This is a genomic window from Pseudomonas sp. PDM02, from assembly GCF_014852285.1.
Lineage (GTDB): Bacteria > Pseudomonadota > Gammaproteobacteria > Pseudomonadales > Pseudomonadaceae > Aquipseudomonas > Aquipseudomonas migulae.
The window spans coordinates 304,706-330,689 of sequence record NZ_JACVBL010000002.1 but is presented as its reverse complement, the minus strand read 5'-3'; the positions used below and the strand labels follow the sequence as shown (position 1 = coordinate 330,689).

The following is a 25,984-nucleotide window of genomic DNA, read 5'->3' as shown; positions in this document are numbered from 1 at the left end:
ACGCCGCTGTTCGTAATCTCGTTCGGTGGGCGGCACCGGACGAAGGTCTGAAACCTTACGGAGATGGGCACGAATTCTATGTAGGACAAGTCGCCGTTTAGATGGGGATTACTCTCTCTCTTCACTTGTCTGACAAAGAGGGAAAACATTCTTACAGGATGAAACGGATTAGGCGGGCACACGGTATTTCAGACAAAAAAAAAGCCTGCCCGGCGTTGGCCGGACAGGCTTGATGGAACCTGAGAGAACTACTCGTGATACTGCGCCGACAGCTCATGCACCGCGCGCAGGAACGCACCCGCATGTTCCGGATCGACTTCCGGCGTAATGCCATGACCCAGGTTGAACACGTGGCCGCTACCCTTGCCATAGCTGGCGAGGATCCGTCCGACTTCGGTACGAATGGCTTCCGGTTTGGCGTAGAGCACGGTCGGGTCCATGTTGCCTTGCAAGGCAACTTTGTCGCCAACGCGAGCCCGGGCATTGCCGATATCGCACGTCCAGTCCAGGCCCAGCGCATCAGCACCGGCATCAGCGATGCTTTCCAGCCACAGGCCGCCGTTCTTGGTGAACAGGATGACCGGAACCTTGCGGCCTTCGTGTTCGCGGATCAGGCCGCTGACGATTTTGCGCATGTAGGCCAGGGAGAATTCCTGGTACGCCGCCGCCGACAGGTTGCCGCCCCACGTGTCGAAAATCTGCACCGCTTGCGCGCCGGCCATGATCTGGCCGTTGAGGTACGAGGTCACCGACTGCGCCAGCTTGTCCAGCAGCAGGTGCATGGCTTGCGGGTTGTCGTAGAGCATGGCTTTGGTCTTGCGGAAGTCTTTCGACGAGCCGCCTTCGACCATATAGGTGGCCAGGGTCCATGGGCTGCCGGAGAAACCGATCAGCGGTACACGACCGTTCAGTTCGCGGCGGATGGTGCTGACCGCGTCCATCACGTAACCGAGGTCTTTGTGCGGATCAGGAATCGGCAGGGCTTCGATATCGGCCATCGTGCTGACGACTTTTTTGAAGCGCGGACCTTCACCGGTTTCGAAGTACAGGCCCTGGCCCATGGCGTCCGGGATGGTGAGGATGTCGGAGAACAGGATTGCCGCGTCCAGTTGCGGATAGCGGTCGAGCGGTTGCATGGTGACTTCGCAAGCGAACGCCGGGTTCATGCACAGGCTCATGAAGTCGCCGGCCTTGGCACGGCTGGCGCGGTATTCAGGCAAGTAGCGACCGGCCTGACGCATCATCCACACAGGGGTGACGTCTACAGGTTGCTTGAGCAGGGCGCGAAGGAAACGGTCGTTCTTCAGGGCAGTCATGTCGGCATCCGGAAAAAAAGTGCGGGCATTTTCTCAGAGCTCGACGCAAAAGGCACGGATGCAGGTCAGCCTTTTGTCTATCGGGTCAATTTGTCGCGGGGGAACCACATCTTCGCAACACCACAAAGCACTGTAGGAGCTGGCTTGCCGGCGATGCGGACACCTCGGTCTGTCAGTCAGACCGAAGTGATGCTATCGCTGGCAAGCCAGCTCCTACAGGGGTTGCATTCCAATGTTGGAGTGCGATCAGACGCCCAGGTAGTCCAGGATCCCTTCCGCCGCATTGCGGCCTTCGAAGATCGCCGTCACCACCAGGTCGGAACCGCGAACCATATCGCCACCGGCGAAGATTTTCGGGTTGCTGGTCTGGTGCTTGAACTGACCTTGTTCAGGCGCAACTACGCGGCCCTGGCTGTCGGTCTGGATGCTGAACTGCTCGAACCACGGAGCCGGGCTAGGACGGAAACCGAAAGCGATGACCACGGCGTCGGCCGGGATGATCTCTTCGGAGCCCGGGATCGGCTCGGGGCTGCGACGGCCACGAGCGTCCGGCTCGCCGAGACGGGTCTCGACCACCTTCACGCCTTCAACCTTGTCTTCACCCACGATGGCGATCGGCTGGCGGTTGTAGAGGAATTTCACGCCTTCTTCCTTGGCGTTCTTCACCTCTTTGCGCGAGCCAGGCATGTTCGCTTCGTCACGACGATACGCACAGGTCACCGACTTGGCGCCCTGGCGGATCGACGTACGGTTGCAGTCCATCGCCGTGTCGCCGCCGCCCAGTACCACAACCTTCTTGCCTTTCATGTCGACGAAATCTTCCGGCGACTTTTCAAAGCCCAGGTTGCGGTTGACGTTGGCGATCAGGAAGTCCAGCGCGTCATGCACGCCCGGCAGGTCTTCACCGGCAAAGCCGCCCTTCATGTAGGTGTAGGTGCCCATGCCCATGAACACGGCATCGTATTCTTCGAGCAGTTGCTCGACGGACACATCCTTGCCCACTTCGGTGTTCAGGCGGAACTCGATGCCCATGCCGGTGAAAACTTCGCGGCGATTGCTCAGCACGGTCTTTTCCAGCTTGAACTCCGGGATGCCGAAGGTCAGCAGACCGCCGATTTCCGGGTTCTTGTCGAACACCACCGGGGTCACGCCGCCGCGTACCAGCACGTCGGCACAACCGAGACCGGCCGGGCCTGCGCCGATGATCGCGACACGTTTGCCGGTCGGCTTGACCTTGGACATGTCCGGGCGCCAGCCCATGGCGAACGCGGTGTCGGTGATGTACTTCTCGACCGAACCGATGGTCACCGCGCCGAAGCCGTCGTTGAGGGTGCAGGCACCCTCGCACAGACGATCCTGCGGGCACACCCGGCCGCAGACTTCCGGCAGGGTGTTGGTCTGGTGCGACAGCTCGGCGGCCTGGAGGATGTTGCCCTCGGCCACCAGTTTCAGCCAGTTCGGAATGAAGTTGTGCACCGGGCACTTCCATTCGCAATACGGGTTACCGCAACCCAGGCAGCGGTGGGCCTGATCGGCCGAATGCTGGGGTTTGAAGGGTTCGTAGATCTCCACGAACTCTTTCTTGCGTTGACGCAACAGTTTCTTCTTCGGATCTTTGCGCCCGACGTCGATGAACTGGAAGTCGTTATTCAGACGTTCAGCCATTGTTAAAACCTCATCAAACTCTTCAGGCGCATATCACTGCGGGTTGGCACGGGTGCTGGAAAGCAACGTTTTCAAGCTGGCAGCCTTGGGCTTGACCAACCAGAAACGGCGCAGGTAGTCATCGAGGTTTTCCGCGAGTTCACGACCCCACTCGCTGTCGGTTTCCTCGACGTACTCGTTCAGCACGCGTTGCAGGTGGCTACGGTAGGCTTCCATCGCTTCGCCGCTGATCCGCTGGATTTCCACCAGTTCGTGGTTGACCCGGTCAACGAAGGTGTTGTCCTGATCGAGCACGTAGGCGAAACCGCCGGTCATGCCTGAGCCGAAGTTGTAACCGGTTTTGCCCAGGACGCAGACGAAACCACCGGTCATGTACTCGCAGCAGTGATCGCCAGTGCCTTCCACCACGGTGTGAGCACCGGAGTTACGCACTGCGAAACGCTCGCCCGCAGTGCCGGCAGCGAACAACTTGCCGCCGGTGGCGCCGTACAGGCAGGTGTTGCCGATGATGGCACTGTCCTGAGTCTTGTAGGCGCTGCCCTTCGGCGGAACGATGACCAGTTTGCCACCGGTCATGCCTTTGCCGACGTAGTCGTTGGCGTCGCCTTCCAGGTACATGTTCAAACCGCCGGCGTTCCACACACCGAAGCTCTGACCGGCCGTCCCTTTGAAGCGGAAGGTGATCGGCGCGTTCGCCATGCCTTGGTTGCCGTGCTTGCGCGCGATTTCACCGGAGATCCGCGCGCCGATCGAACGGTCGCAGTTGCAGATATCCAGCGCGAATTCGGCGCCGCTCATGTCGTTGATGGCCGAGGTGGCCATGTCGATCATTTTCTCGGCCAGCAGGCCTTTGTCGAACGGCGGGTTGCGGTCGACCTGGCAGAACTGAGGCTTGTCTGCCGGGATGTGATCGCTGCCCAGCAACGGGGTCAGGTCCAGGTGGTTCTGCTTGGCGGTCTGGCCTTCGAGGACTTCCAGCAGATCGGTGCGACCGATCAGCTCTTCGAGGGAGCGCACGCCCAGCTTGGCCAGCCACTCACGGGTTTCTTCGGCGACGTAGGTGAAGAAATTCACCACCATGTCGACGGTGCCGATGTAGTGATCCTTGCGCAGCTTCTCGTTCTGAGTCGCGACGCCGGTGGCGCAGTTGTTCAGGTGGCAGATACGCAGGTATTTGCAGCCCAGCGCGATCATTGGCGCGGTGCCGAAACCGAAGCTTTCAGCGCCGAGGATGGCCGCCTTGATCACGTCGAGGCCGGTTTTCAGGCCGCCGTCGGTCTGTACCCGGACTTTGCCGCGCAGGTCGTTGCCACGCAGGGTCTGGTGGGTTTCGGCCAGGCCGAGTTCCCACGGAGCGCCCGCGTATTTGATCGAGGTCAGCGGCGATGCGCCGGTGCCGCCGTCGTAGCCGGAGATGGTGATCAAGTCCGCATAGGCCTTGGCCACACCGGCGGCGATGGTGCCGACGCCCGCTTCTGCTACCAGCTTCACCGAGACCAGCGCCTTCGGGTTGACTTGTTTCAGGTCGAAAATCAGCTGCGACAAGTCTTCGATCGAATAGATGTCGTGGTGCGGTGGCGGCGAAATCAGGGTCACGCCCGGCACTGCGTAACGCAGCTTGGCGATCAGACCGTTGACCTTGCCGCCTGGCAGTTGACCGCCTTCGCCGGGCTTGGCGCCCTGAGCGACCTTGATCTGCAGCACTTCAGCGTTGACCAGGTATTCCGGGGTGACACCGAAACGGCCTGTCGCCACTTGCTTGATTTTCGAGCTCTTGATGGTGCCGTAGCGCGCCGGGTCTTCGCCGCCTTCGCCGGAGTTGGAACGCGCACCGAGGCGGTTCATGGCTTCGGCCAGGGCTTCGTGAGCTTCCGGCGACAGTGCGCCAAGCGAAATGCCGGCGGAGTCAAAGCGCTTGAGCACCGATTCCAGCGGTTCGATCTCGCTGATGTCCAGCGGCGTGGCCAGCGTCTTGACGTTGAACAGGTCGCGGATCATCGACACCGGACGGTTGTCCACCAGCGACGTGTATTCCTTGAACTTGCTGTAGTCGCCCTGCTGCACAGCGGCTTGCAGGGTGTTGACCACGTCCGGGTTGTAGGCGTGATATTCGCCACCGTGGACGAACTTCAGCAGACCGCCTTGCTGGATCGGCTTGCGCGGGCTCCAGGCTTCGGCGGCGAGGGCTTTCTGCTCGGCTTCGATGTCGACGAAACGTGCGCCCTTGATGCGGCTCGGCACGCCACGGAAGCTCAGGTCGCAGACTTCCTCGGACAGGCCGATGGCTTCGAACAATTGAGCGCCGCGGTAGGAGGCGATGGTCGAGATACCCATCTTCGACAGGATTTTCAGCAGGCCTTTGGTGATGCCTTTGCGGTAGTTCTTGAACACCTCATAGAGGTCGCCCAGGACTTCACCGGTACGGATCAGGTCGCCCAGCACTTCATAAGCCAGGAACGGATAGACCGCCGAGGCGCCGAAGCCGATCAACACCGCAAAGTGGTGCGGGTCGCGTGCGGTGGCGGTTTCCACCAGGATGTTGGAGTCGCAACGCAGGCCTTTTTCGGTCAGGCGGTGGTGTACCGCGCCGGTGGCCAGGGAAGCGTGGATCGGCAACTTGCCCGGTGCAATGTGACGGTCGCTCAGGACGATCTGGGTGCGACCGGCGCGAACGGCTTCTTCAGCCTGATCGGCGACGTTGCGCACAGCCGCTTCGAGGCCGACGCTTTCGTCGTAGTTGAGGTCGATGATCGCGCGCTCGAAGCCCGGACGATCGAGGTTCATCAGCGAGCGCCACTTGGCCGGGGAAATGACCGGCGAGCTGAGGATTACGCGCGAGGCGTGTTCCGGCGACTCCTGGAAGATGTTGCGCTCGGCACCGAGGCAGATCTCCAGCGACATGACGATGGCTTCACGCAGCGGGTCGATCGGCGGGTTGGTCACCTGCGCGAACTGCTGACGGAAATAGTCGTACGGCGTGCGCACGCGCTGGGACAGCACGGCCATCGGCGTATCGTCGCCCATCGAGCCAACGGCTTCGTAGCCTTGTTCGCCGAGCGGACGCAGCACCTGGTCGCGCTCTTCGAACGTGACCTGATACATCTTCATGTACTGCTTGAGCTGATCGACATCGTAGAACGCCGAACCGTGGTCGTTGTCTTCCATGGTCGCCTGGATGCGCAGGGCATTCTTGCGCAGCCATTGCTTGTACGGATGACGGGACTTCAGACGGTTGTCGATCGCGTCGGTGTCGAGGATCTGGCCGGTTTCGGTGTCCACGGCAAAGATCTGGCCCGGGCCAACGCGGCCCTTGGCGATCACGTCTTCAGGCTGGTAGTTCCAGACACCGATTTCCGACGCCAGGGTGATGAAACCGTTCTTGGTGGTGACCCAACGCGCCGGACGCAGACCGTTACGGTCGAGCAGGCACACCGCGTAACGACCGTCGGTCATTACCACGCCGGCCGGGCCGTCCCACGGTTCCATGTGCATCGAGTTGTATTCGTAGAACGCACGCAGGTCCGGGTCCATGGTTTCGACGTTCTGCCACGCAGGCGGAATGATCATCCGCACGCCACGGAACAGGTCGATGCCACCGGTGACCATCAGCTCGAGCATGTTGTCCATGCTGGAGGAGTCGGAACCGACGCGGTTCACCAGCGGGCCGAGTTCTTCCAGATCCATCAGATCGTTGGTGAACTTGGTGCGACGGGCCTGGGCCCAGTTGCGGTTGCCGGTGATGGTGTTGATCTCGCCGTTGTGGGCGAGGAAGCGGAATGGCTGGGCCAGCGGCCATTTCGGCAGGGTGTTGGTGGAAAAGCGCTGGTGGAACACGCAAATCGAGGTTTGCAGGCGCTGATCGCTGAGGTCTGGATAGAAGGCGGTCAAATCCGCCGGCATCATCAGGCCTTTGTAGATGATGGTCTTGTGCGAAAAGCTGCAGATGTAGTGATCGACGTCTGCGGCGTTGGCCACGGACGAGCGACGACGTGCGCTGAACAGCTTGATCGCCATGTCCTGATCGCTCAGGCCTTCACCGCCGATGTAGACCTGCTCGATCTGCGGCAGGCGCTCAAGGGCCAGGCGGCCGAGGACGCTGGTGTCGATCGGCACTTTGCGCCAGCCGACCAGGGTCAGGCCTTCGGCCAGGATCTCGCGGTTCATGTTCTCGCGAGCGGCTTCGGCTTTGACCGGGTCCTGGTTGAAGAAGACCATGCCCACCGCATATTGCTTGGGCAGTTCGACGCCGAAGGTTTCCTGGGCGATGGCTCGCAGGAACACGTCCGGCTTTTGAATCAGCAGACCGCAACCGTCACCGGTCTTGCCGTCGGCGTTGATCCCACCGCGGTGGGTCATGCAGGTCAGGGCCTCGATGGCCGTTTGCAAAAGGGTATGACTGGGCTCGCCCTGCATATGGGCTATCAGGCCGAAACCGCAGTTATCCTTGAATTCATCTGGTTGGTACAGACCTGCTTTCATAGACACTTTCTCACCAGGCTGCCTCTTATCGAGGCAAATTTCTTTTCAATTCAACCACTTACCATCCGCGCCGAACGTACGCCAGCTTTGCGGGGGCAAAAGGGAGGTCATTGTACACACCGACACAGAGGCTCACAAATTTGACGACGAAATGTCGCAAATCTATGTCGCATTTGTGAAAGGTTTAAAGCGATCTGCTGTGCTAGTCAAAACTTTTTTAATTTTGACTGCAACGACTCAAAGACTACTGTGACGCAGACACCACAAGGCACGCGGCCTGTAGAGGCGGCATGCGCTTGTAGAAATTTTGAGGTGCCGGGAGAGGCGGCCTGGGTAAGGCCGCCGAATCTTCAGCGAGTTGTTGCCAGTTCCTGTTGGACGCTGGCGACAGTGCGAGGCCAAGGTTTACCAGCCTGAACCTTCGCTGGCAAGGCCTTGATGGCGGTAACGGCTGCATCGCGGTTGGCGAAGTTACCGTAAGTGATGACGTAAAGCGGCTTGCCGTTGAGGACTTTCTTGAAATAACGGTACTCGCCGCCCTGCTCTTTCACGAAGTTTTGCGCGGTCGCCTCGGAGCTGGTGCCGAGGATCTGCACCACGTAGTTACCCGGAGCCTGACCGGCGTACCAGGTGCCGCCGGCAGCCTTGGCCGCAGCCGCTGGTTTCTCGGCAGGCTTGGCGGTTGCGACGGCCGCTGGCTTGGCTGGCGCAGGCGCTGGTGCAGGCTTCGCTGCAGGCGCCGCCGGAACCGGCTTGGCCGTCGCGACCTGAGTCGGTGCTGGTGCAGGCGTCGGCTTGGCGGCTGGCGTCGGCGCAGGACCGGCCTGGATGCCCGCAGGAGGGGCGATGGTGGTCACGGTCGGCGGTGTAGCGCTGGAACCCTCTACCGGCACGCCATCGTCGCCCTCGGTGATGCCACCGGCGGCTTCAGCCAGCGGGCCACGCATGACCGGCTGCGAGTTGCCGACCAACGGCAATGGCATCGGTTGCGAATTACCGGCGAATTCCACGGCAGGTGCGCCGCCGCTGTTAGGTTGTGGCGTGCCCTGCCCAAGCGGCAGTTGCGCCTGTTCGTTGGCAGGTGCGCCGGTGGTCGGTGCTTTGCTGCGACCCGGCATCAACCAGGCGGCGGCTACCGCGACCACGACGACGGCGGAAATCGCCAATACGTGTTTCTTCGGCATGTTGAACCCCATACTTGGACGCTTGACCGCTGAGCGGCTGGCAATCATGGCTTCGATCATTGCATCGCGGGCAACCTGGTTGATGTTGCCAGGCCAGCCGTCGGAGCTTTCGTGAATATCAGAGATCTGTTCTGCGGTGAAAAGTTCGATACCCCGTCCAGCACCTTCGAGCCGCTGGTCCAGATATTCGCGGGTTTCTTCTTCGGTGTAAGGCTGCAGCTCGATGACGTGGAAGCGCTCTTCTTCAAGGCTCAGCGCCTCAAGTTGAGCGATCAGCGAGGATTCGCCGAACAGGAACACGTGCGGGCGGCCTTCCGGCGCACCGGCGGCCAGCTCCATCAAGGCTTCGAGCGCGGACTCGTCGAGCTGCTCGGCGTCGTCCACCAGCAAATAGACTTCCTGACCGGTCAGCGCGAGCTGCACGACCTGAGCCAGAATCGCGCCGGTCTCGGCCTCGGCGACGTTCAGCGCCTGAGCCACTTGACGCAGCACGCCCGCCGCATCACCGGCGCCACGGGCGGAAACCACCACGCTTTGAACGGACTGTTTATTGGTGCTGGCCACCAGGGCCTGACGCAACAGGGTCTTGCCACTGCCTTGCGGGCCGGTGACCACCAGCAGCAACTGGCTGTAACGAGCCAGGTGGTGCAGCTGACCCAGCACAGGTTTGCGCTGGGCCGGGAAGAATTTGAAGCCAGGCACCCGTGGAGCAAAAGGGTCATGACTCAACTGGTAATGGCCGAGGAAAGCCTCGTCGGCGTGCAAACTAGTCATCGGGATCTTATTAACCTTTAAGCTGAGCCAGGGCGCGGTAATCCGCTCCCAGCGTGGCCTGTAGAACCTCTTTCGGATAATCGTCGGTCACCACTGCTTCGCCCATGTGGCGCAGCAGCACCAGGCGCAAACGACCGTCGATCACTTTCTTGTCAATTGCCATGTGTTCGAGAAAATCGGCTTCAGTCATCTCTTCAGGCGGGATGACCGGCAGGCCGGCACGCTGGAACAGGCGAATGCCGCGATCACGCTCTTGCTCACTGATCCAGCCCAGACGCGTGGACATTTCCAACGCCATTACCGTACCGGCAGCGACCGCTTCACCATGCAGCCAGACACCATAGCCCATGTGGGTTTCGATGGCGTGGCCGAACGTGTGGCCCAGGTTCAACGTGGCGCGAACGCCGGTTTCCTTTTCATCGGCGCCGACCACCGCTGCCTTCGCCGCGCAGGAGCGTTCGATGGCATAGGTCAGGGCGACCTGGTCCAGGGCGCGCAGGCGATCGACGTTTTCTTCGAGCCAGGTCAGGAAGGGCTCGTCGCAGATCAAGCCGTATTTGATGACTTCAGCAAGCCCGGCGGACAACTCGCGGGCCGGCAGGGTATTGAGGGAGGCGGTATCGATCAGCACCACGTTCGGCTGATAGAACGCGCCGACCATGTTTTTGCCCAGCGGATGATTGATCCCGGTCTTGCCGCCCACCGAGGAGTCGACTTGCGACAGCAGTGTGGTTGGGACCTGGATGAAATCGACGCCACGCTGGTAACAGGCGGCGGCAAACCCGGCCATGTCGCCAATCACGCCGCCACCGAGGGCGATCACGGTCGTGCGACGGTCGTGTCGTGCGGTCAGCAAGCCGTCGAAAATCAGTTGCAGGGTTTCCCAGGTCTTGAAGGCTTCACCGTCGGGCAGCACCACGGAAATCACCGAATACTGCGCAAGGCTGCGGGTCAGACGTTCAAGATAGAGCGGCGCAACGGTTTCGTTGGAGATGATCGCCACTTGCCGTCCGCGAATATGCGGGGCCAGCAGCTCAGGCTGATCCAACAAACCTTCGCCAATATGAATCGGGTAGCTGCGCTCGCCTAGATCGACCTTGAGTGTCTGCATGTGTCCCCACAGTGAAGATGAAATCAGGCATCCCGCCTTGAGTTATCGAGTATCCAGGGCATCTGATGGTGTGACGCCGTTCGGTAGCCATCCGCCACAACCTTGAGCGGTCGTGGCAGGACGCCGAGGATAGCGCATTTCGCGCTGCGCTTTAACGGGGAGGCAGCTGCTGCAAGCGCTCGAGAATATCGAGCACCACCATACGCGGCGGCCGCTCATCCGTTTCAACCACCAGGTCGGCGATTTCCCGATAAAGCGGGTCGCGCAACTCCAGCAGATCCCGAAGGGTCTTGGCCGGGTCGGCAGTACGCAACAGTGGCCGATTGCGGTCGCGGGCAGTGCGGCCGACCTGCTGCTCCACGGAAGCGTGCAGATAAACCACCCGACCACCGGCACGCAGCGCCCGACGATTGGCTTCGCGCATGACTGCACCGCCACCGGTCGCCAGCACCACGCCGTCGCAATCGCACAGCTCGGCAATCATCGCCTGCTCGCGGTCACGAAAGCCCGGTTCGCCTTCCTTATCGAAGATCCATGGGATATTGGCGCCCGTGCGCAATTCAATTTCCTTATCGGAATCTTTGAATGGCAGGCGCAGCTCTTTGGCCAGCAACCGGCCGATGGTGCTTTTTCCAGCCCCCATCGGTCCAACAAGAATCAAATTTCGCACAGAATCAATGACTCACAGCAATCGCCTGGTTGTTCATGATACGCGGAGTGAGAAATACCAGCAGCTCGGATTTTTTCTCCGAAACCACGTCACGCCGGAAAAGGCGGCCAAGATACGGCACATCGCCGAGAAATGGCACCTTATCTACAACCTTGCTCTGAGTATTTGAGAAAACGCCACCGATTACGATGGTCTCGCCGTCATTGACCAGGACCTTGGCGTTGACCTCGTTTTTCTTGATCGGCGGTACATCCTGGACCTTGTTCAGGTAGTCCGGTTCGTCCTTGGTGACCTTGACCTCCATGATGATCCGGTTGTCCGGGGTGATCTGCGGCGTCACTTCCAGCGACAGCGAGGCCTCTTTGAAGGACACCGATGTGGCGCCGCTGGAGCTGGCTTCCTGGTACGGGATCTCGGTGCCTTTGAGGATTTTTGCGGTTTCCTTGTCGGACGTGACCACTTTGGGCTGTGAGACGATTTCGCCGTTACCGGTTTTCTCCATCGCGGTCAGCTCAAGATCCAGCAGCACATTGTCGGTGATGAAGGCGATACCGAGCCCCGAGGTATTGGCGGCGGCGCCCATATCGACGAACGGCGAGTTGGTACTGGTGCTGCCAGGCGTGCCGATGGTCGACGAAGCATCGGCGCCGTTGCTGACCCCGGACGTGTTCCAGTTGCCCTTGTTCTGCAACGAACCACCCCAGCGCACGCCGAGGCTTTTGTCGTAGTCGACGTTGGCTTCGACGATTCGCGCCTCGATCATCACCTGACGCACCGGGATGTCCAGTTGCGCGACGATCCGGCGAAGTTCGTCGAGGCGATCCTGGGTCTGATAGGCAATGATGTTGTTGGTCCGGTCATCGACAGTGATCGAACCCCGCTCATCCACTTTTGCCTCGGCACTGGTCACCGACGTGAACAACTTGGCGATATCCGCCGCCTTGGCGTAATTGACCTGCAGCAGCTCACGACGCAATGGCGCCAGATCGGCAATCTGCTTCTGCGATTCCAACTCCTGACGTTCGCGCGCGGCAATCTCGTCGGCCGGCGCTACCAGCAGCACGTTGCCGATCTTGCGCTTATCCAGCCCCTTGGTTTTCAGCACCAGGTCCAGCGCCTGATCCCATGGCACGTTTTGCAGGCGCAAGGTGATGCCGCCCTGCACCGTGTCGCTGGCCACCAGATTGAGGTTGGTGAAGTCGGCGATCAGTTGCAGCACCGAGCGCACGTCAATGTCCTGGAAGTTCAGCGAGAGCTTTTCACCGGTGTAGGCAAAACGTTCGGCGTTGCGCTTTTGCAGGTCATCGACGGTCATCGGGCGAATGCTGACGGTCAGCTTGTTGTCGGTCTGGTAGGTCGAGTAATCGAAGGTGCCGCTGGGCTCGATGCTGATGGTCGCCCGGTCCCCGGTGGCACTGGCGTTGACGAACTGCACCGGCGTGGCGAAATCCTTGACGTCCAGGCGCACTCGCAGAGGTTCTGGTAATTGGGTTCTGGCAAAATTAAGGACGATCTTGCCATCGCGTTCCTGAATGTCCGGGGCGATGGAAGGGTCCGACAGGTCGATGACCACGTTGCCTTCGCCTTGGGTTCCACGCTGGAAATCCACGCCGCGAATGGCCTTGCTCGCCGGCGCATAAGCCTTGGCCGGCGCCGCAGTTGCCGTGGCGACCCGCGAAGGCCTGGCGGCAGGCGCGGCAGCGTTACTGCCTCCCCGCCCGACCACAACAAACAGGTTGTTGCCTTCGACCCGTGCGGTGTACGGGGTCAATTGAGTCAGATTGATGATCAGCCGTGTGCGGTCCTTGGCTTCCACCACTGTGGCGCTGCGGGCGTTGCCGCCACCAAGATCACGGGTCTTGCTCGCCAACTGACTGACCACGCCAGGCAGATCCAGCGCAATCCGCGCAGGCTGCTCCGTCGTGTAACCATGGGGCTCCGGCGGCGCGCCATCGAATGACAACTTCAACTCGACGCGGTCTCCCGGCAGCGCGGCAACATCCAGCGCCTTGAGGTTGGCCGCTTGTACCATCGGCGACAGCAACGCTATCCATAGCGAAATACCGAAGGTTGCGAAAATCCTGTTCATTATTCGAGTTCCACTATGAGTGCTCTTTCAAAGGGATAGTCCGTGGCCGCTCCAGCCAGGCGCCTTCGCCGTCAGGAACGATTTCGACCACATCGACTTGCGAGCCGCTGATGGCGACGATCCGGCCATCGTTGCGCCCCAGGTAATCGCCGACTTTCAGCCGATGCACACCGCCCGCCCCGCGCAACAGCGCAAAGGAGCCCGCCGCATTGGAGATCGTGCCGACCATTTCAAACTGCTCGATGTTGAAACCTTCGAGGTACTGCTTGACCCGGCTGGGGTCTGGTTTGACATTGCGCGCGCCATGCTTTTGGCCGGCCAGATCAATTCTGAGCTGCCGGGAAAACGGGCTTCGCAAGTTAGCCGCGCTGTAGGTGAACGTTGGGTAAGACCGGAATGTCGGCGTTGGTTCAATCCTGCCGGGCGCACGCAGACGCATTTCGTTCATGTAAGCGTCGAGATCACTGAAGTCATTGCTGCCATCACAACCGGCCAGGGCGGCCAACATCCCGATCATCGGAAAAATACGAACCGGGCTCATTTTTGCAGCCCCTTGTCGTTGTAGCGGTAAGTCTTGGCGAGGATGCTCATGCGCAATTTCGCGCCGCCTTCGGGGTTGGCCGGGGCAAGGTCGAAGTCATGCAGGGTGACGATCCGTGGCAGCCCGGCCACGCCACTGACGAACGTGGCGAGGTCATGATAGGCACCGGTGACGGTGATCTGGATCGGCAGTTCGATGTAGAAAGGCTGGGCCACCTCTGGCAGCAGTTTGATCTCTTCAAACTCCAGCCCGCTTCCGAGGCCGGTACGGGTGATGTCCTCCAGCAGACCGGGCACTTCGGTGTCGCTGGGCAATTGCCGCAGGAGCACGCCGAAGGAGTTCTCCATTTCCTTCATCTGCTGGGTGTACAGCTCAAGATTCGCCGCCATGTGGGCCTTGGTGGCGAATTGCTCCTTGAGGGTCGACTCTTCCTCGCGCTTGAGTTCAAGCTGGCTCTCAAGGTCGCTGATGGAAAAGCTGTAGCCCAGCGCCAACACCAGAATCATCAATAGAAGACCCGCCAGCGCTTTTATGGCGGGCGGCCAGGACCCCATGTTGTTGGTGTCCAGATCGTTGATGTCGATCTTGCGCAGCCCTTCGATCCATTCGGCCGGCCTCATTGAACGGCCTCCACGGCAGCAGGCTGGGTCTGGCGCACGGTCAACTGAAAGACGTTGGCCTGATCCAGTTGGCCTGCGGTGGTCGCCTTGACCTCTGTCAGGGTGGGCGCATCGAACCAGTCCGATGCATCCAGATTGCGCATCAAGTCGGAAACTCGGTTATTGGATTCTGCCGCGCCGGTGATGGACAGGGTTTTACCTTCCATTTTTACCTCGGTGAAATAGACCCCGTCCGGCAAGGTGCGCGCCAACTGATCGAAGATCCGCCCGCTGATCGGACGATTGCCTTGCAGGTCCTGAATGATGCGCATGCGTTCGACCAGTTGCTGACGCCGGGCCTTGAGGTCGCTGATCTGTTTGATCCGCTCGTCGACCACCGCAATCTGTTTACCGATGTAATCGTTTCGGGCGACCTGTCGGTCGATGGCGCCGTTGATGGCCCGATCCGCGACCAGCACCACTGCCACAGCGCCCACCAGCACGCCGACCAGCGCCAGCAAAAAGCGTTTGCGACGTGCGTCCCGCAGCTCTTCGCGCCAAGGTAAAAGGTTGATCCGCGCCATCAGTCAAAGCTCCTGAGGGCTAACCCACAGGCGATCATCAGCGCCGGCGCGTCGCTGGCTAGGGCACCGGCGTTGACCTTGCTGCCCAGGGTCATGTCGGAGAATGGATTGGCCACTTGCGTCGAAGTGCCCAGTCGCTCCTCGATCAATCGGTCCAGCCCCGGAACCGAAGCGGTGCCGCCAGCCAACAGAATATGGTCGACCGAGGTGTACTGGCCGGAAGCGAAGAAAAACTGCAACGAACGGGACACTTGCTGCACCAGCGCATCACGGAAGGGCTGCAACACTTCGCTGACGTAATCGTCCGGCAAACCGCCCTGCTTCTTCGCCAGCCCCGCTTGCTCAACGGTCAGGCCATAACGCCGCTGGATTTCTTCCGTCAGTTGACGACCGCCGAACAACTGTTCGCGGGTGTAGATGATTTTCCCGTTGCGCAGCACGCTCAGGGTGGTCATGGTCGCGCCGATGTCGACCACGGCGACTGTCAGATCCTCGCGAGACGCCGCCAGATGCCCGGTCAGCAGGCCGAAGGAGCGTTCCAGCGCGTAAGCCTCGACATCAACCACGCGCGCCGTCAGGCCGGCCAGTGCGAGCGCCGCTTCACGGACTTCGACGTTTTCCTTGCGACAGGCTGCCAGCAGCACACTGACCCGTTCCGGGTTGCGTGCCGATACGCCCTGAACTTCAAAGTCGATGGCGACTTCGTCCAGTGGATAAGGGATGTATTGATCGGCCTCGATCTTCAGCTGGTTTTCCAGCTCGTCGTCGGAAAGACCTGCATCCATTTCGATGGTTTTGGTGATGACGGCGGAACCGGCCACGGCCACGGCCACATTCCTGAGGCTGGTTCTGGCCTTGAGCAGCACGCGTGAAAGGGCCTGACCCACGCCTTCGAGCTCGGCGATATTTTTCTCGACCACCGCGTTGGCGGGTAGCGGTTCTACCGCATAAGCCTCGACCCGATAGCGGTCGCCCTGGCGGCTAAGCTCAAGCAGCTTCACCGACGTGGAGCTGATGTCGATCCCCAAAAGCGTATTGGCTTTTTTATTGAAGAGTCCTAGCACTACCAATTCCCTATGACTATCCGTGTCTTACGGACTCTGTAATGTCCGTTGCGTTCAAACCACCCGTCTTGACAGCAGCGCAAATGACGCTCTCGACGTAAAAATGCTTATAATGCCCAGCGTTTTTTTCCGGTTTTTACTGCAAGCGCGGGTCGTTCCCTGTTTATCTGAACCCTGCTGCCTAATTCATTCTTTGCCCTGGATATCCCAAAGCCTTGATTCGTCTGCTGAAATTCTTCGGTTGGTCCATCGTCGCCGTTTTCTGCGGACTGCTCCTTGGTCTGAGTGGCGCGTTTCTTTACCTTAGTCCGGGATTGCCTTCTGTGGAGGCACTGCGAAGCATCCAGTTGCAGATTCCATTGCGCGTCTACAGCAGCGACAACAAGTTGATCGCAGAGTTTGGCGAAATGCGCCGCACACCGATCCGTTTCGCCGACATTCCCCCCAATTTCATTAATGCGTTACTAAGTGCTGAAGACGACAATTTCGCCAACCACTACGGCGTCGATCCCAGCAGCCTGATGCGTGCCGCTACCCAATTGGTAAAAAGCGGACACATCCAGTCCGGCGGCAGCACCATCACCATGCAGGTGGCGAAGAACTTCTTCCTGACCAGCGAACGCAGCTTCTCGCGCAAGACCACTGAAATCCTCCTGGCCCTGCAGATCGAACGGCAGCTGACCAAGGACGAGATCCTCGAGCTGTACGTCAACAAGATCTATCTGGGCAACCGCGCCTACGGCATCGAGGCCGCGGCGCAGGTTTACTACGGCAAGTCGATTCGTGACGTCAGCCTGGCGCAGATGGCGATGATCGCCGGCCTGCCGAAAGCTCCGTCGCGCTTCAACCCGCTGGCCAATCCGGCTCGCAGCAAGGAACGTCGCGACTGGATCCTTGGCCGCATGTACAAGCTCGGCAAGATCACCGAGAGCGATTACACCGCCGCGATCAACGAGCCGCTGAACGCCAGCTATCACGTGCCGACCCCGGAAGTGAACGCGCCGTACATTGCTGAAATGGCCCGCGCCGAAATGGTCGGCCGCTACGGCAGCGATGCCTACACCGAGGGTTTCCGCGTCACGACCACCGTGCCGAGCAACCTGCAGGAAATGGCCAACACGGCCGTCCACGAAGGCCTGATGACCTACGATCAGCGTCACGGCTATCGCGGTCCCGAATCGCGCCTGCCGGGCAAGACCCGCGAGGCCTGGGTCTCGGAGCTGACCAAGCAGCGCACCATCAGCGGCCTTGAGCCGGCCATCGTCACGCAGGTCGAGAAGAACGGCCTGCAAGTGCTGACCCGTACCGGCGACGAACACATCGGCTGGGACAGCATGAAATGGGCGCGGCCGTTCCTGAACACCAACAGCATGGGCGCCAATCCGAAGCAGCCCTCGGATGTGGCTCAGGTCGGTGATCTGATTCGCGTACAGCGTCAGCCGGACAACTCACTGAAATTCAGCCAGATCCCGCAAGCTCAGGGCGCACTGGTCTCCCTTGATCCGCAGAACGGCGCAATTCGCTCGCTGGTCGGCGGCTTCGCCTTCGAACAGAGCAACTACAACCGTGCCCTGCAGGCCAAGCGTCAGCCGGGCTCAAGCTTCAAACCGTTCGTGTACAGCGCCGCGCTGGATAACGGCTACACCGCCGCCAGCCTGGTGAACGACGCACCGATCGTGTTCGTCGACGAATACCTGGACAAGGTCTGGCGTCCGAAGAACGACACCAACACCTTCCTCGGCCCGATCCGCCTGCGTGAAGGGCTGTACAAGTCGCGCAACCTGGTGTCGATCCGCCTGGTGCAGGCGCTGGGCGTCGATCGCACCATCGACTACATCAGCAAGTTCGGCTTCAACAAGCAGGACCTGCCGCGCAACCTGTCGCTCGCCCTGGGCACCGCGACCCTGACGCCAATGGAAATCGCCACCGGCTGGAGCACGTTCGCCAACGGCGGCTTCAAGATCACCCCGTACATCATCGACAAGATCGAAAGCCGCAATGGCGACATGCTGTTCGTCGCCAATCCGCCAAGCGTGCCGAAAGGCGATGCGGCCACCGACGGCATCGCCGCGCCGACCGCCGAGGCCTTTACGGTCAACGCGACGCCGGGCGAAGCTCCAGGTCTGCCAACACCTCAGGCGCCGGCCGTGGCCGAACGCATTGTCGATGGTCGCACCACTTACATCCTCAACAGCATGCTCGAGGACGTGATCAAACTCGGCACCGGCCGTCGCGCACTGGCCTTGGGGCGCCCCGACATTGCAGGCAAAACCGGTACGACCAACGAATCGAAGGATGCCTGGTTCTCGGGCTATAACGCCGATTACGTGACCACCGTCTGGACCGGTTTCGACCAGCCGGAAAGCCTGGGCAAACGCGAGTTCGGCGGCACCGTCGCCCTGCCGATCTGGATGAACTACATGGGCGCCGCGCTCAAAGACAAGCCGCCGCACACGCAACCAGAACCGGAAGGCATCCTCAGCCTGCGGGTTGACCCGATCAGCGGCCGGGCAGCCACCCCAGGCACGCCTGGAGCGTACTTCGAACTGTTCAAGGCCGAAGATACGCCACCGTCGGTGAATGAGCTGGGCAACGGCAATGCACCGGGCAGCCCGCTGCCAGCGGATGAAGCGGCGCCGATCGATCTGTTCTGATCGCAGCACCACCCGAAAAGCCCCGCCTTCGAGAGAAGTGCGGGGCTTTTTGTTGTCTGCGATTTATGGGTTGTGTTACCCGGCCTCTTCGCGGGCGAGCCTCGCTCCTACAGGTTTTGTGTTGTACGCAGTATTCGCGACCGGCACAAAACCCGTAGGAGCGAGCGGTGCGGCGATCCGACTTGCCCGCGAAGAGGCCCGCACAGGCAACACACAAACCACAGGCAATAAAAAACCCCGGCTCACAAGAGCCGGGGCTTCGGTTGAAGCGTTACAACGGCTTAGCCGTTGAACACATCATCCACGCTTTTCAGCGGGTAGTTCTTCGGATACGGCAGAGTTGCCACGCCGGTCTCGATTGCAGCCTTGGCCACGGCATCGGAGATCAGGGTGATCAGACGCTTGTCCATTGGCTTCGGAATGATGTACTCACGACCGAATTCCAGCTTGATGCCGCCGTAGGCGTCGCACACTTCCTGAGGAACCGGCAGTTTGGCCAGTTCACGCAGGGCGTTGGCTGCTGCCACTTTCATTTCTTCGTTGATGCGCTTGGCGCGAACGTCCAGGGCACCACGGAAGATGAACGGGAAGCCCAGTACGTTGTTGACCTGGTTCGGGTAGTCCGAACGGCCGGTCGCCATGATCACGTCGTTACGGGTGGCGTGTGCCAGTTCCGGGGAGATTTCCGGATCCGGGTTCGAGCACGCGAACACGATCGGGTTGGCCGCCATGGACAGCAGGCCTTCAGCGCTCAGCAGGTTCGGACCGGACAGGCCAACGAACACGTCTGCGCCTTGCAGGGCGTCAGCCAGGGTGCGCTTGTCGGTCGCGTGAGCGAAGACAGCCTTGTACTGGTTCAGGTCGTCACGGCCGGAGTGGATCACACCGGTACGGTCAACCATGTAGATGTTTTCGATGTTGGCGCCCATGCTCACCAGCAATTTCATGCAGGAGATGGCGGCCGCACCGGCACCCAGGCAGACGATCTTGGCGTCGGCGAGGGTTTTGCCAGCGATTTCCAGGGCGTTGATCATGCCGGCGGCAGTCACGATTGCGGTGCCGTGCTGGTCATCGTGGAACACCGGGATGTCGCACTGCTCGATCAGAGCGCGCTCGATCTCAAAGCACTCAGGTGCCTTGATGTCTTCCAGGTTGATGCCACCGAAGGTGATGGAGATGCGCTTGACGGTGTCGATGAAGGCTTGCGGGCTTTCGGAGTCGACTTCGATGTCGAAAACGTCGATGCCGGCGAAGCGCTTGAACAGCACGCCTTTACCTTCCATCACTGGCTTGGAAGCCAATGGGCCGAGGTTACCCAGGCCCAGAATCGCGGTGCCATCGGAAATGACTGCAACCAGGTTGCCTTTACCGGTGTATTTGTAGGCCAGTTCAGGATCGCGGGCGATTTCGCGTACTGGTTCGGCTACGCCGGGGCTGTAGGCCAGCGACAGGTCGCGGGCGGTAGCGGTGGCCTTGGTGAGCTCGACACTCAGCTTACCTGGACGAGGATGGGCGTGATATTCGAGAGCGGCAGTTTTCAGATCAGACATGGGGGCATTCCGCTTTTACTGTTGGACAGACTGGTCAGCGAGGATACGCGCCTCGCAAAGTCCCCACAAGACTGACCAGTCACCCCTGTCAAGCGCCCCGCCCTACGACTTTGGGCCAAGAGCCACGGAACACAAGGGATAGACTGTTCACAATCGACAATAAAAATGTCTACAATTTTTTTATCAAGGCGCCGCTTGCAACATCGCCGGATCGGTCAATGGAAGGAGCCAGCGCGCTTGCCCCGCTTGCAATCCGCCACGGCGCGAACGGTCCACGACCCAGCCACGGGCCTCGACCTGCTTGCCTTTCAGGCGCTCCAGCGCCGCACCATCAAATTGCTCCAGCAAATTGGGCGCAACACGCAGTACAAGAGAATCCTGCAACTCGATCCAAACACCGCCGCGATTGCGCTGAACCTTGCTCACACGCCCACTGACCACCGCGAAGCCGGACGTGTTGATCTGCTCCGCTTTCAGTACAGGCGACTGGCGCCACACACCGAGCCCGGCTTGCCGTGCACTGCGTTCCGCTGCTTGCTGACAGGCCACCAGATCGACATTCGGCGCGACCGCCACCTGGAAACCGAGCCCTTCTGCGAGCATCTGCGCTTCGAGGTTGGCGCCATCGGCGCCATAAAGATGCGCAAGGGTACGACCGTAGTGATCCTTGCTCTCTTTACCCGGCAGCACACCGACCCGCCCGCCGCTGGCAGCCACCAATGCTTCCAGGCGCTTGCGCGCCGCCACGGCAAACGGCTCGTCGGAGCGGCCCTGCTTGCCCAGCTCGGGCGTATTCAAGCCGATCATGCGCACGCTGCGGCCATCGCTCAGGCGCAGCGTGTCGCCATCCACCACCCGTTGCACCGCGACTGACGTCAGCCCGCTCGGCACCGGGCAGAAGGCCTGGGCGCCCGAAAGCCAAATCGCGGACACAAAAAAGGCGCCCGCAAGGGACGCCTTTTTTATCAGTCTGGAGAAGCCGGAACGACCTTCCAAAATGATTGGCCTTAGGCCTTTTTCGCGCCGAAAGCACCGAAACGGTCTGCGAAGCGCTGAACGCGGCCGCCAGTGTCCAGAGTCTTTTGCTTACCGGTGTAGAACGGGTGGCATTCGTTGCAAACGTCGATCGCCAGGGCTTTGCCGAAGGTCGAACGGGTTTCGAACTTGTTGCCACAGCTGCAGGTAACAGCGATGGCTGGGTATTCTGGATGGATATCAGCTTTCATGGTGTCTTCCTCAGGCTGCGTGCCGCCACCCAACACTATTGTTGAATACCGCACGTAATTAGGCCGCGGATTCTACCAGACAATCTCAATCACGCAAGCTGTCGCTGAGACCGACCGTCTGCTAGGCTCCCGACCCAATACGCGATCCCCTGTAGGAGTGAGCCTGCTCGCGATAGCGGTCTACCAGTCGCCTCAATGTTGACTGCAAGATTGCTATCGCGAGCAGGCTCACTCCTACAGGTTATATGTCACGCCCCCTATTGTTTGCTGATCGAGACCCCCCGCGTGCCCGACGCCATTTTGCGCCTCGCCCTGCCTTCGCCCCTGCGCCGCCTGTTCGATTACCGTGCCCCGGCCGGAGTCCTGCGCGCCCAGTTGCAACCGGGCATGCGCCTGCGCGTACCTTTCGGCCGGCGGGAGATGATCGGGATTCTGGTAGAGGTCACCGACACCAGCGAAGTGCCGGCAGAAAAGCTCAAACCGGCCCTGGCCCTGCTCGATGCCACGCCGCCCTTGCCGCCAGCGCTGTTCAAGCTGTGCCTGTGGACCTCTAAGTATTATCAGCACAGCCTCGGCGACACCTTGAGCTGGGCGCTGCCGGTGTTGTTGCGTCAGGGCGAGCTGGCCGAAGCGCGCCAGGAACGTTTCTGGTCCGCCGCGCCTGGCGCCAGCCTCGATGACCCGCGCATCGCCCGGGCACCGCGTCAGCGTGAGGCGTTGGCAACCCTGGCGCAGCATCCTCATGGCGTCGCCCATCAGTTGCTGAGCAAGCTGATGCTGAGCAAGGACAGCCTGGATCTGCTGCTGGCCAAGGATCTGGTGCAAGTGGAGATCCGCAAGCACGCCCCCGGCGCACGCCACGAGCACTGGCTGGCGCAACCGGAATTGCCGCTCAACCCTGAACAACGCGCCGCCTATGAAGCGATTCGCGCCGGGTTCGACAGTTATCACGCGTTCCTGCTGGCCGGGGTCACCGGCAGCGGCAAGACCGAAGTCTATTTGCAGTTGATCCGCGAAACCCTTGAAGCCGGCAAGCAAGCACTGGTGTTGATCCCGGAGATCAACCTCGGCCCGCAAACCCTGGCGCGCTTCGAACAACGGTTCAATGCGCGGATTGCGCTGATCCACTCGGCGGTCAACGATCGCGAGCGCCTCGAAGCCTGGCTCGCCGCGCGCGACGGCGACGCCGACATTATTATCGGCACCCGTTCAGCGCTGTTCACGCCGATGAAAAACCCCGGCTTGATCATCATCGACGAAGAGCACGACGGCTCTTATAAACAGCAGGAAGGCCTGCGCTATCACGCCCGTGACCTGGCATTGGTGCGCGCACGGCAGGAAAACATCCCGATCGTGCTCGGTTCCGCCACGCCTTCGCTGGAAAGCCTGCACAACGCCTACACCGGGCGTTACGGCCTCCTACGCTTGAATGAACGCGCTGGCGGCGCCAAGCAGCCGCGCTTCCTGCGCCTGGATGTGAAAAGTCGCCCGCTCGACAGCGGCATTTCCGGGCCGATGCACCAAGCCATCGGCCAGACACTCGCGGCCGGCCAGCAAGTATTGGTGTTTCTCAACCGTCGAGGTTTCGCCCCGACGCTGTTGTGCCACGACTGCGGCTGGATGTCCGAATGCCAGCGCTGCGATGCGCGAATGACCGTGCACCAGCGCTCCGGCGAACTGCGCTGCCACCATTGCGGCTACGTCGAACGCGTGCCCCGGCACTGCCCGAAGTGCGGCAAAGTGGATTTGCGGCCGGTAGGCGCCGGCACCGAGCGTGCCGAGGAACGCCTGGCCATTCTGTTCCCGGATGTTCCGGTGCTGCGGGTCGACCGCGACAGCACGTCGCGCAAGGACGCGATGAATCAGCTGTTCGCGACCATTCAGAAGGGTCACCCGTGCATTCTGGTGGGCACGCAAATGCTTGCCAAAGGGCATCACTTCCCACGGGTGACGCTGGTGTCGATTCTCGATGCCGACGGCGGATTGTTCTCCGGTGACTTCCGCGCCAGCGAACGCATGGCGCAACTGATCGTGCAGGTCGCCGGTCGCGCAGGCCGGGCTGAAGAGCCGGGCAAAGTGATCATCCAGACCCATCTGGCGGACCATCCGCTGCTGGTGCAACTGACTGAACAAGGCTACTTCGCGTTCGCCGAACAGGCGCTGAGCGAACGACGCTCCGCCGGTTTGCCGCCGTTTGCGCATTTGGCGCTGCTGCGGGCCGAAGCACACAAACCGGGGCAGGCTGAAGGGTTTCTCGACGAGGCGTGCAGCGAGGCCGAGCGTTTGCTGGCTGAACAGAATCTGACCGGGATCGAATTGCTCGGGCCGGTGCCTGCACCGATGGAACGTCGGGCCGGGCGTTATCGCGCGCAGTTATTGTTGCAGGCAACGGCCCGGGCGCCGCTGCACCGGTTGCTGGCCAGTTGGTTGCTGGTGCTGGAGCAGATGCCGAGCGGGCGGGCGGTGCGCTGGTCTTTGGATGTCGACCCGGTCGATTTGTATTGATTTCAATATTGCCTTCGCGGGCAAGCCTCGCTCCTACGGGTTTGTGTCGTTCACAATATTGGCAAACGACTCGACCCTGTAGGAGCGAGGCTTGCCCGCGAAGGGGTCCTATTTATCACCACATATCCACAACCTGCCCGCTATAGTTGGCAAGCCCGCCTTCGCAACGGATAATGCCCAGTTTTTCCACCAGCGCATCGAAGCGCCGCCGCGCTTGCGGTCGAAAGAGAAGACCATGAAAGACACCATTCGCCAGTTGATCCAACAAGCCATCACCCAACTCGTCAACGAAGGTGTGTTGCCTGAAGGCCTGACGCCGGCGATCCAGGTGGAAAACTCCCGAGACAAGAAAAACGGCGACTTCGCCAGCAACATCGCCATGATGCTGGCCAAGCCGGCCGGCATGAAGCCGCGCGATCTGGCCGAGAAAATCATCGCTGCGCTGCCGGCTGACGAAAACATCACCAAGACCGAAATCGCCGGTCCTGGCTTCCTGAATTTCTTCCAGAACACCGACGCCCTGGCCACCCGCCTCGACGCCGCACTGGCCGACGAGCACATCGGCGTGCGCAAGGCCGGCCCGGCGCAACGCACCGTGGTCGACCTGTCGGCACCGAACCTCGCCAAAGAGATGCACGTCGGCCACTTGCGCTCGACCATCATCGGCGACGGCGTGGCTCGCGTTCTGGAGTTCCTCGGCGACGAAGTGATCCGTCAGAACCACGTGGGCGACTGGGGCACCCAGTTCGGCATGTTGATGGCGTACCTGCAAGAAAACCCGATCACCAGCGACGAGCTGTCGGACCTGGAAAACTTCTACCGCGCCGCCAAGGGCCGTTTTGACGAATCCGAAGAGTTCGCCGACCGCGCCCGTGGCCTGGTGGTCAAGCTGCAAGCCGGCGACCCGGATTGCCTGGCACTGTGGACCAAGTTCAAGGACATCTCGCTGTCGCATTGCCAGAAAATCTACGAACTGCTGAACGTCAAACTGACCATGGCCGACGTGATGGGCGAAAGCGCCTACAACGACGACCTGATCAATGTGGTCAACGACCTCAAGGCCGCTGGCATGCTGGTCGAGAGCAACGGCGCGCAGTGCGTGTTCCTCGACGAGTTCAAGAACGCTGACGGCGACCCGCTGCCGGTGATCATCGTCAAGGCGGATGGCGGCTACCTCTACGCCACCACCGACCTGGCGGCAGTGCGTTATCGCAGTGGCAAGCTGAAGGCTGATCGCGCGCTGTACTTTGTCGACCAGCGCCAGGCGCTGCACTTCCAGCAAGTGTTCGCCGTCGCCCGCAAGGCCGGCTTCGTGACGCACCCGATGGAAATGGAACACATGGGCTTCGGCACCATGAACGGCGCCGATGGCCGTCCGTTCAAGACCCGCGATGGCGGCACCGTGAAGCTGATCGACCTGCTGACCGAAGCCCAGGAACGCGCCTACAACCTGGTCAAAGAGAAAAACCCGGAGCTGGCCGAAGACGAGCTGCGCAACATCGCCAAGGTCGTGGGCATCGGCGCGGTCAAATACGCTGACCTGTCCAAGCACCGGACCAGCGACTACAGCTTCAACTTCGACCTGATGCTGAACTTCGAAGGCAACACCGCACCGTACCTGCTGTACGCCTACACCCGCGTGGCGGGCGTGTTCCGCAAGCTCGGCAAGGACTTCAGCGAAGTCGAAGGCCAGATCGTCCTGGAAGCCGCGCATGAACATGAGCTGGCAGCCAAACTCGCGCAATTCGGCGAAATCCTGAACAACGTGTCCGAGAAAGGTACGCCGCACATCCTCTGCACCTACCTGTACGACGTTGCCGGCCTGTTCTCCAGCTTCTACGAGAACTGCCCGATCCTCAGTGCTGAAACCCCGGCGCAAATGCAAAGCCGCCTGCGTCTTGCTGCGCTGACCGGCCGCACTCTCAAGCAAGGCCTGGAACTCTTGGGTCTGGAAACTCTGGAGCGTATGTAAG

Annotated in this window: 17 protein-coding genes; 3 read left to right on the top strand and 14 right to left on the bottom strand. The window is 60.8% G+C overall.

Translation table 11 applies throughout. The annotated features are described in order from the left end of the window. Window positions 1-248 precede the first annotated feature (248 nt). The 11 genes from hemE to IB245_RS04965 all read right to left on the bottom strand — a co-directional run bounded on the left by hemE (window position 249) and on the right by IB245_RS04965 (window position 16,076). A complete protein-coding gene (hemE, locus tag IB245_RS05015; RefSeq protein WP_008025187.1) occupies window positions 249-1,316 on the bottom strand; it encodes a uroporphyrinogen decarboxylase in 1,068 nt (355 codons plus the stop codon). Between the two features lie 246 nt (window positions 1,317-1,562). After that, on the bottom strand, window positions 1,563-2,981 hold the full coding sequence (locus IB245_RS05010) for an FAD-dependent oxidoreductase (RefSeq protein WP_192226859.1): 1,419 nt from the start codon (window positions 2,979-2,981) through the stop codon (window positions 1,563-1,565). A gap of 33 nt (window positions 2,982-3,014) precedes the next feature. Continuing rightward, window positions 3,015-7,460, bottom strand: a complete 4,446-nt coding sequence (gltB, locus tag IB245_RS05005; protein ID WP_008025189.1) for a glutamate synthase large subunit — start codon at window positions 7,458-7,460, stop codon at window positions 3,015-3,017. 350 nt (window positions 7,461-7,810) lie between these two features. Beyond that, window positions 7,811-9,418, bottom strand: a complete 1,608-nt coding sequence (locus tag IB245_RS05000; protein ID WP_192226858.1) for an AAA family ATPase — start codon at window positions 9,416-9,418, stop codon at window positions 7,811-7,813. Between the two features lie 10 nt (window positions 9,419-9,428). After that, a complete protein-coding gene (aroB, locus tag IB245_RS04995; protein ID WP_008041853.1) occupies window positions 9,429-10,529 on the bottom strand; it encodes a 3-dehydroquinate synthase in 1,101 nt (366 codons plus the stop codon). Between the two features lie 151 nt (window positions 10,530-10,680). Further along, window positions 10,681-11,199 (bottom strand): shikimate kinase AroK, encoded by a 519-nt coding sequence (aroK, locus tag IB245_RS04990; protein WP_032828585.1) that lies wholly within the window; start codon window positions 11,197-11,199, stop codon window positions 10,681-10,683. A gap of 4 nt (window positions 11,200-11,203) precedes the next feature. Continuing rightward, complete coding sequence (pilQ, locus tag IB245_RS04985) at window positions 11,204-13,288, bottom strand: type IV pilus secretin PilQ (RefSeq protein WP_192226857.1); 2,085 nt, start codon at window positions 13,286-13,288, stop codon at window positions 11,204-11,206. Window positions 13,289-13,301: 13 nt separating this feature from the next. Next, on the bottom strand, window positions 13,302-13,829 hold the full coding sequence (locus tag IB245_RS04980) for a pilus assembly protein PilP (RefSeq protein ID WP_192226856.1): 528 nt from the start codon (window positions 13,827-13,829) through the stop codon (window positions 13,302-13,304). Next, a complete protein-coding gene (gene pilO / locus IB245_RS04975) occupies window positions 13,826-14,449 on the bottom strand; it encodes a type 4a pilus biogenesis protein PilO (protein ID WP_192226855.1) in 624 nt (207 codons plus the stop codon). The genes IB245_RS04980 and pilO overlap by 4 nt, the downstream gene beginning before the upstream one ends. After that, window positions 14,446-15,012: a PilN domain-containing protein gene (locus IB245_RS04970; protein ID WP_008041859.1), complete on the bottom strand. Its 567-nt coding sequence runs from the start codon at window positions 15,010-15,012 to the stop codon at window positions 14,446-14,448. Before IB245_RS04970 ends, pilO begins: the two co-directional genes overlap by 4 nt. Further along, complete coding sequence (locus IB245_RS04965; protein WP_192226854.1) at window positions 15,012-16,076, bottom strand: pilus assembly protein PilM; 1,065 nt, start codon at window positions 16,074-16,076, stop codon at window positions 15,012-15,014. Before IB245_RS04965 ends, IB245_RS04970 begins: the two co-directional genes overlap by 1 nt. 218 nt (window positions 16,077-16,294) lie before the next feature. On the opposite strand from IB245_RS04965, the gene IB245_RS04960 reads away from it, so the two are divergent. Continuing rightward, window positions 16,295-18,730: a penicillin-binding protein 1A gene (locus IB245_RS04960; RefSeq protein WP_412548039.1), complete on the top strand. Its 2,436-nt coding sequence runs from the start codon at window positions 16,295-16,297 to the stop codon at window positions 18,728-18,730. A 281-nt stretch (window positions 18,731-19,011) separates the two neighbouring features. Here IB245_RS04960 and IB245_RS04955 read toward each other — a convergent pair whose 3' ends face one another. The 3 genes from IB245_RS04955 to rpmE form a co-directional block, all read right to left on the bottom strand. Further along, entirely contained in the window at window positions 19,012-20,280 is a 1,269-nt protein-coding gene (locus IB245_RS04955; RefSeq protein ID WP_008025204.1) for a malic enzyme-like NAD(P)-binding protein, read from the bottom strand. A 183-nt stretch (window positions 20,281-20,463) separates the two neighbouring features. Then, the gene (locus tag IB245_RS04950; protein ID WP_192226852.1) at window positions 20,464-21,276 is read right to left on the bottom strand and encodes a thermonuclease family protein; all 813 of its coding nucleotides are present in this window, start codon (window positions 21,274-21,276) and stop codon (window positions 20,464-20,466) included. Window positions 21,277-21,287: 11 nt separating this feature from the next. Beyond that, window positions 21,288-21,506, bottom strand: coding sequence for a 50S ribosomal protein L31 (gene rpmE / locus IB245_RS04945; protein WP_008025207.1), 219 nt, complete (start codon window positions 21,504-21,506; stop codon window positions 21,288-21,290). Window positions 21,507-21,791: 285 nt separating this feature from the next. On the opposite strand from rpmE, the gene IB245_RS04940 reads away from it, so the two are divergent. Together IB245_RS04940 and argS are read left to right on the top strand one after the other, a co-directional pair. Next, window positions 21,792-24,011 carry a primosomal protein N' gene (locus tag IB245_RS04940; RefSeq protein ID WP_192226851.1) on the top strand — a complete coding sequence of 740 codons (2,220 nt, stop codon included), beginning with the start codon at window positions 21,792-21,794 and terminating at the stop codon, window positions 24,009-24,011. A gap of 235 nt (window positions 24,012-24,246) precedes the next feature. Next, entirely contained in the window at window positions 24,247-25,983 is a 1,737-nt protein-coding gene (argS, locus tag IB245_RS04935) for an arginine--tRNA ligase (RefSeq protein WP_192226850.1), read from the top strand. Window position 25,984: the final 1 nt, after the last annotated feature.

What these genes read in the sequence shown, in the direction of transcription:
- hemE (WP_008025187.1), bottom strand. Translation starts at nt 1,316, where the DNA reads ATGACTGCCCTGAAGAACGACCGTTTCCTTCGCGCCCTGCTCAAGCAA.
- IB245_RS05010 (WP_192226859.1), bottom strand. Translation starts at nt 2,981, where the DNA reads ATGGCTGAACGTCTGAATAACGACTTCCAGTTCATCGACGTCGGGCGC.
- gltB (WP_008025189.1), bottom strand. Translation starts at nt 7,460, where the DNA reads ATGAAAGCAGGTCTGTACCAACCAGATGAATTCAAGGATAACTGCGGT.
- IB245_RS05000 (WP_192226858.1), bottom strand. Translation starts at nt 9,418, where the DNA reads ATGACTAGTTTGCACGCCGACGAGGCTTTCCTCGGCCATTACCAGTTG.
- aroB (WP_008041853.1), bottom strand. Translation starts at nt 10,529, where the DNA reads ATGCAGACACTCAAGGTCGATCTAGGCGAGCGCAGCTACCCGATTCAT.
- pilQ (WP_192226857.1), bottom strand. Translation starts at nt 13,288, where the DNA reads ATGAACAGGATTTTCGCAACCTTCGGTATTTCGCTATGGATAGCGTTG.
- IB245_RS04980 (WP_192226856.1), bottom strand. Translation starts at nt 13,829, where the DNA reads ATGAGCCCGGTTCGTATTTTTCCGATGATCGGGATGTTGGCCGCCCTG.
- pilO (WP_192226855.1), bottom strand. Translation starts at nt 14,449, where the DNA reads ATGAGGCCGGCCGAATGGATCGAAGGGCTGCGCAAGATCGACATCAAC.
- IB245_RS04970 (WP_008041859.1), bottom strand. Translation starts at nt 15,012, where the DNA reads ATGGCGCGGATCAACCTTTTACCTTGGCGCGAAGAGCTGCGGGACGCA.
- IB245_RS04955 (WP_008025204.1), bottom strand. Translation starts at nt 20,280, where the DNA reads ATGTCTGATCTGAAAACTGCCGCTCTCGAATATCACGCCCATCCTCGT.
- rpmE (WP_008025207.1), bottom strand. Translation starts at nt 21,506, where the DNA reads ATGAAAGCTGATATCCATCCAGAATACCCAGCCATCGCTGTTACCTGC.
- argS (WP_192226850.1), top strand. Translation starts at nt 24,247, where the DNA reads ATGAAAGACACCATTCGCCAGTTGATCCAACAAGCCATCACCCAACTC.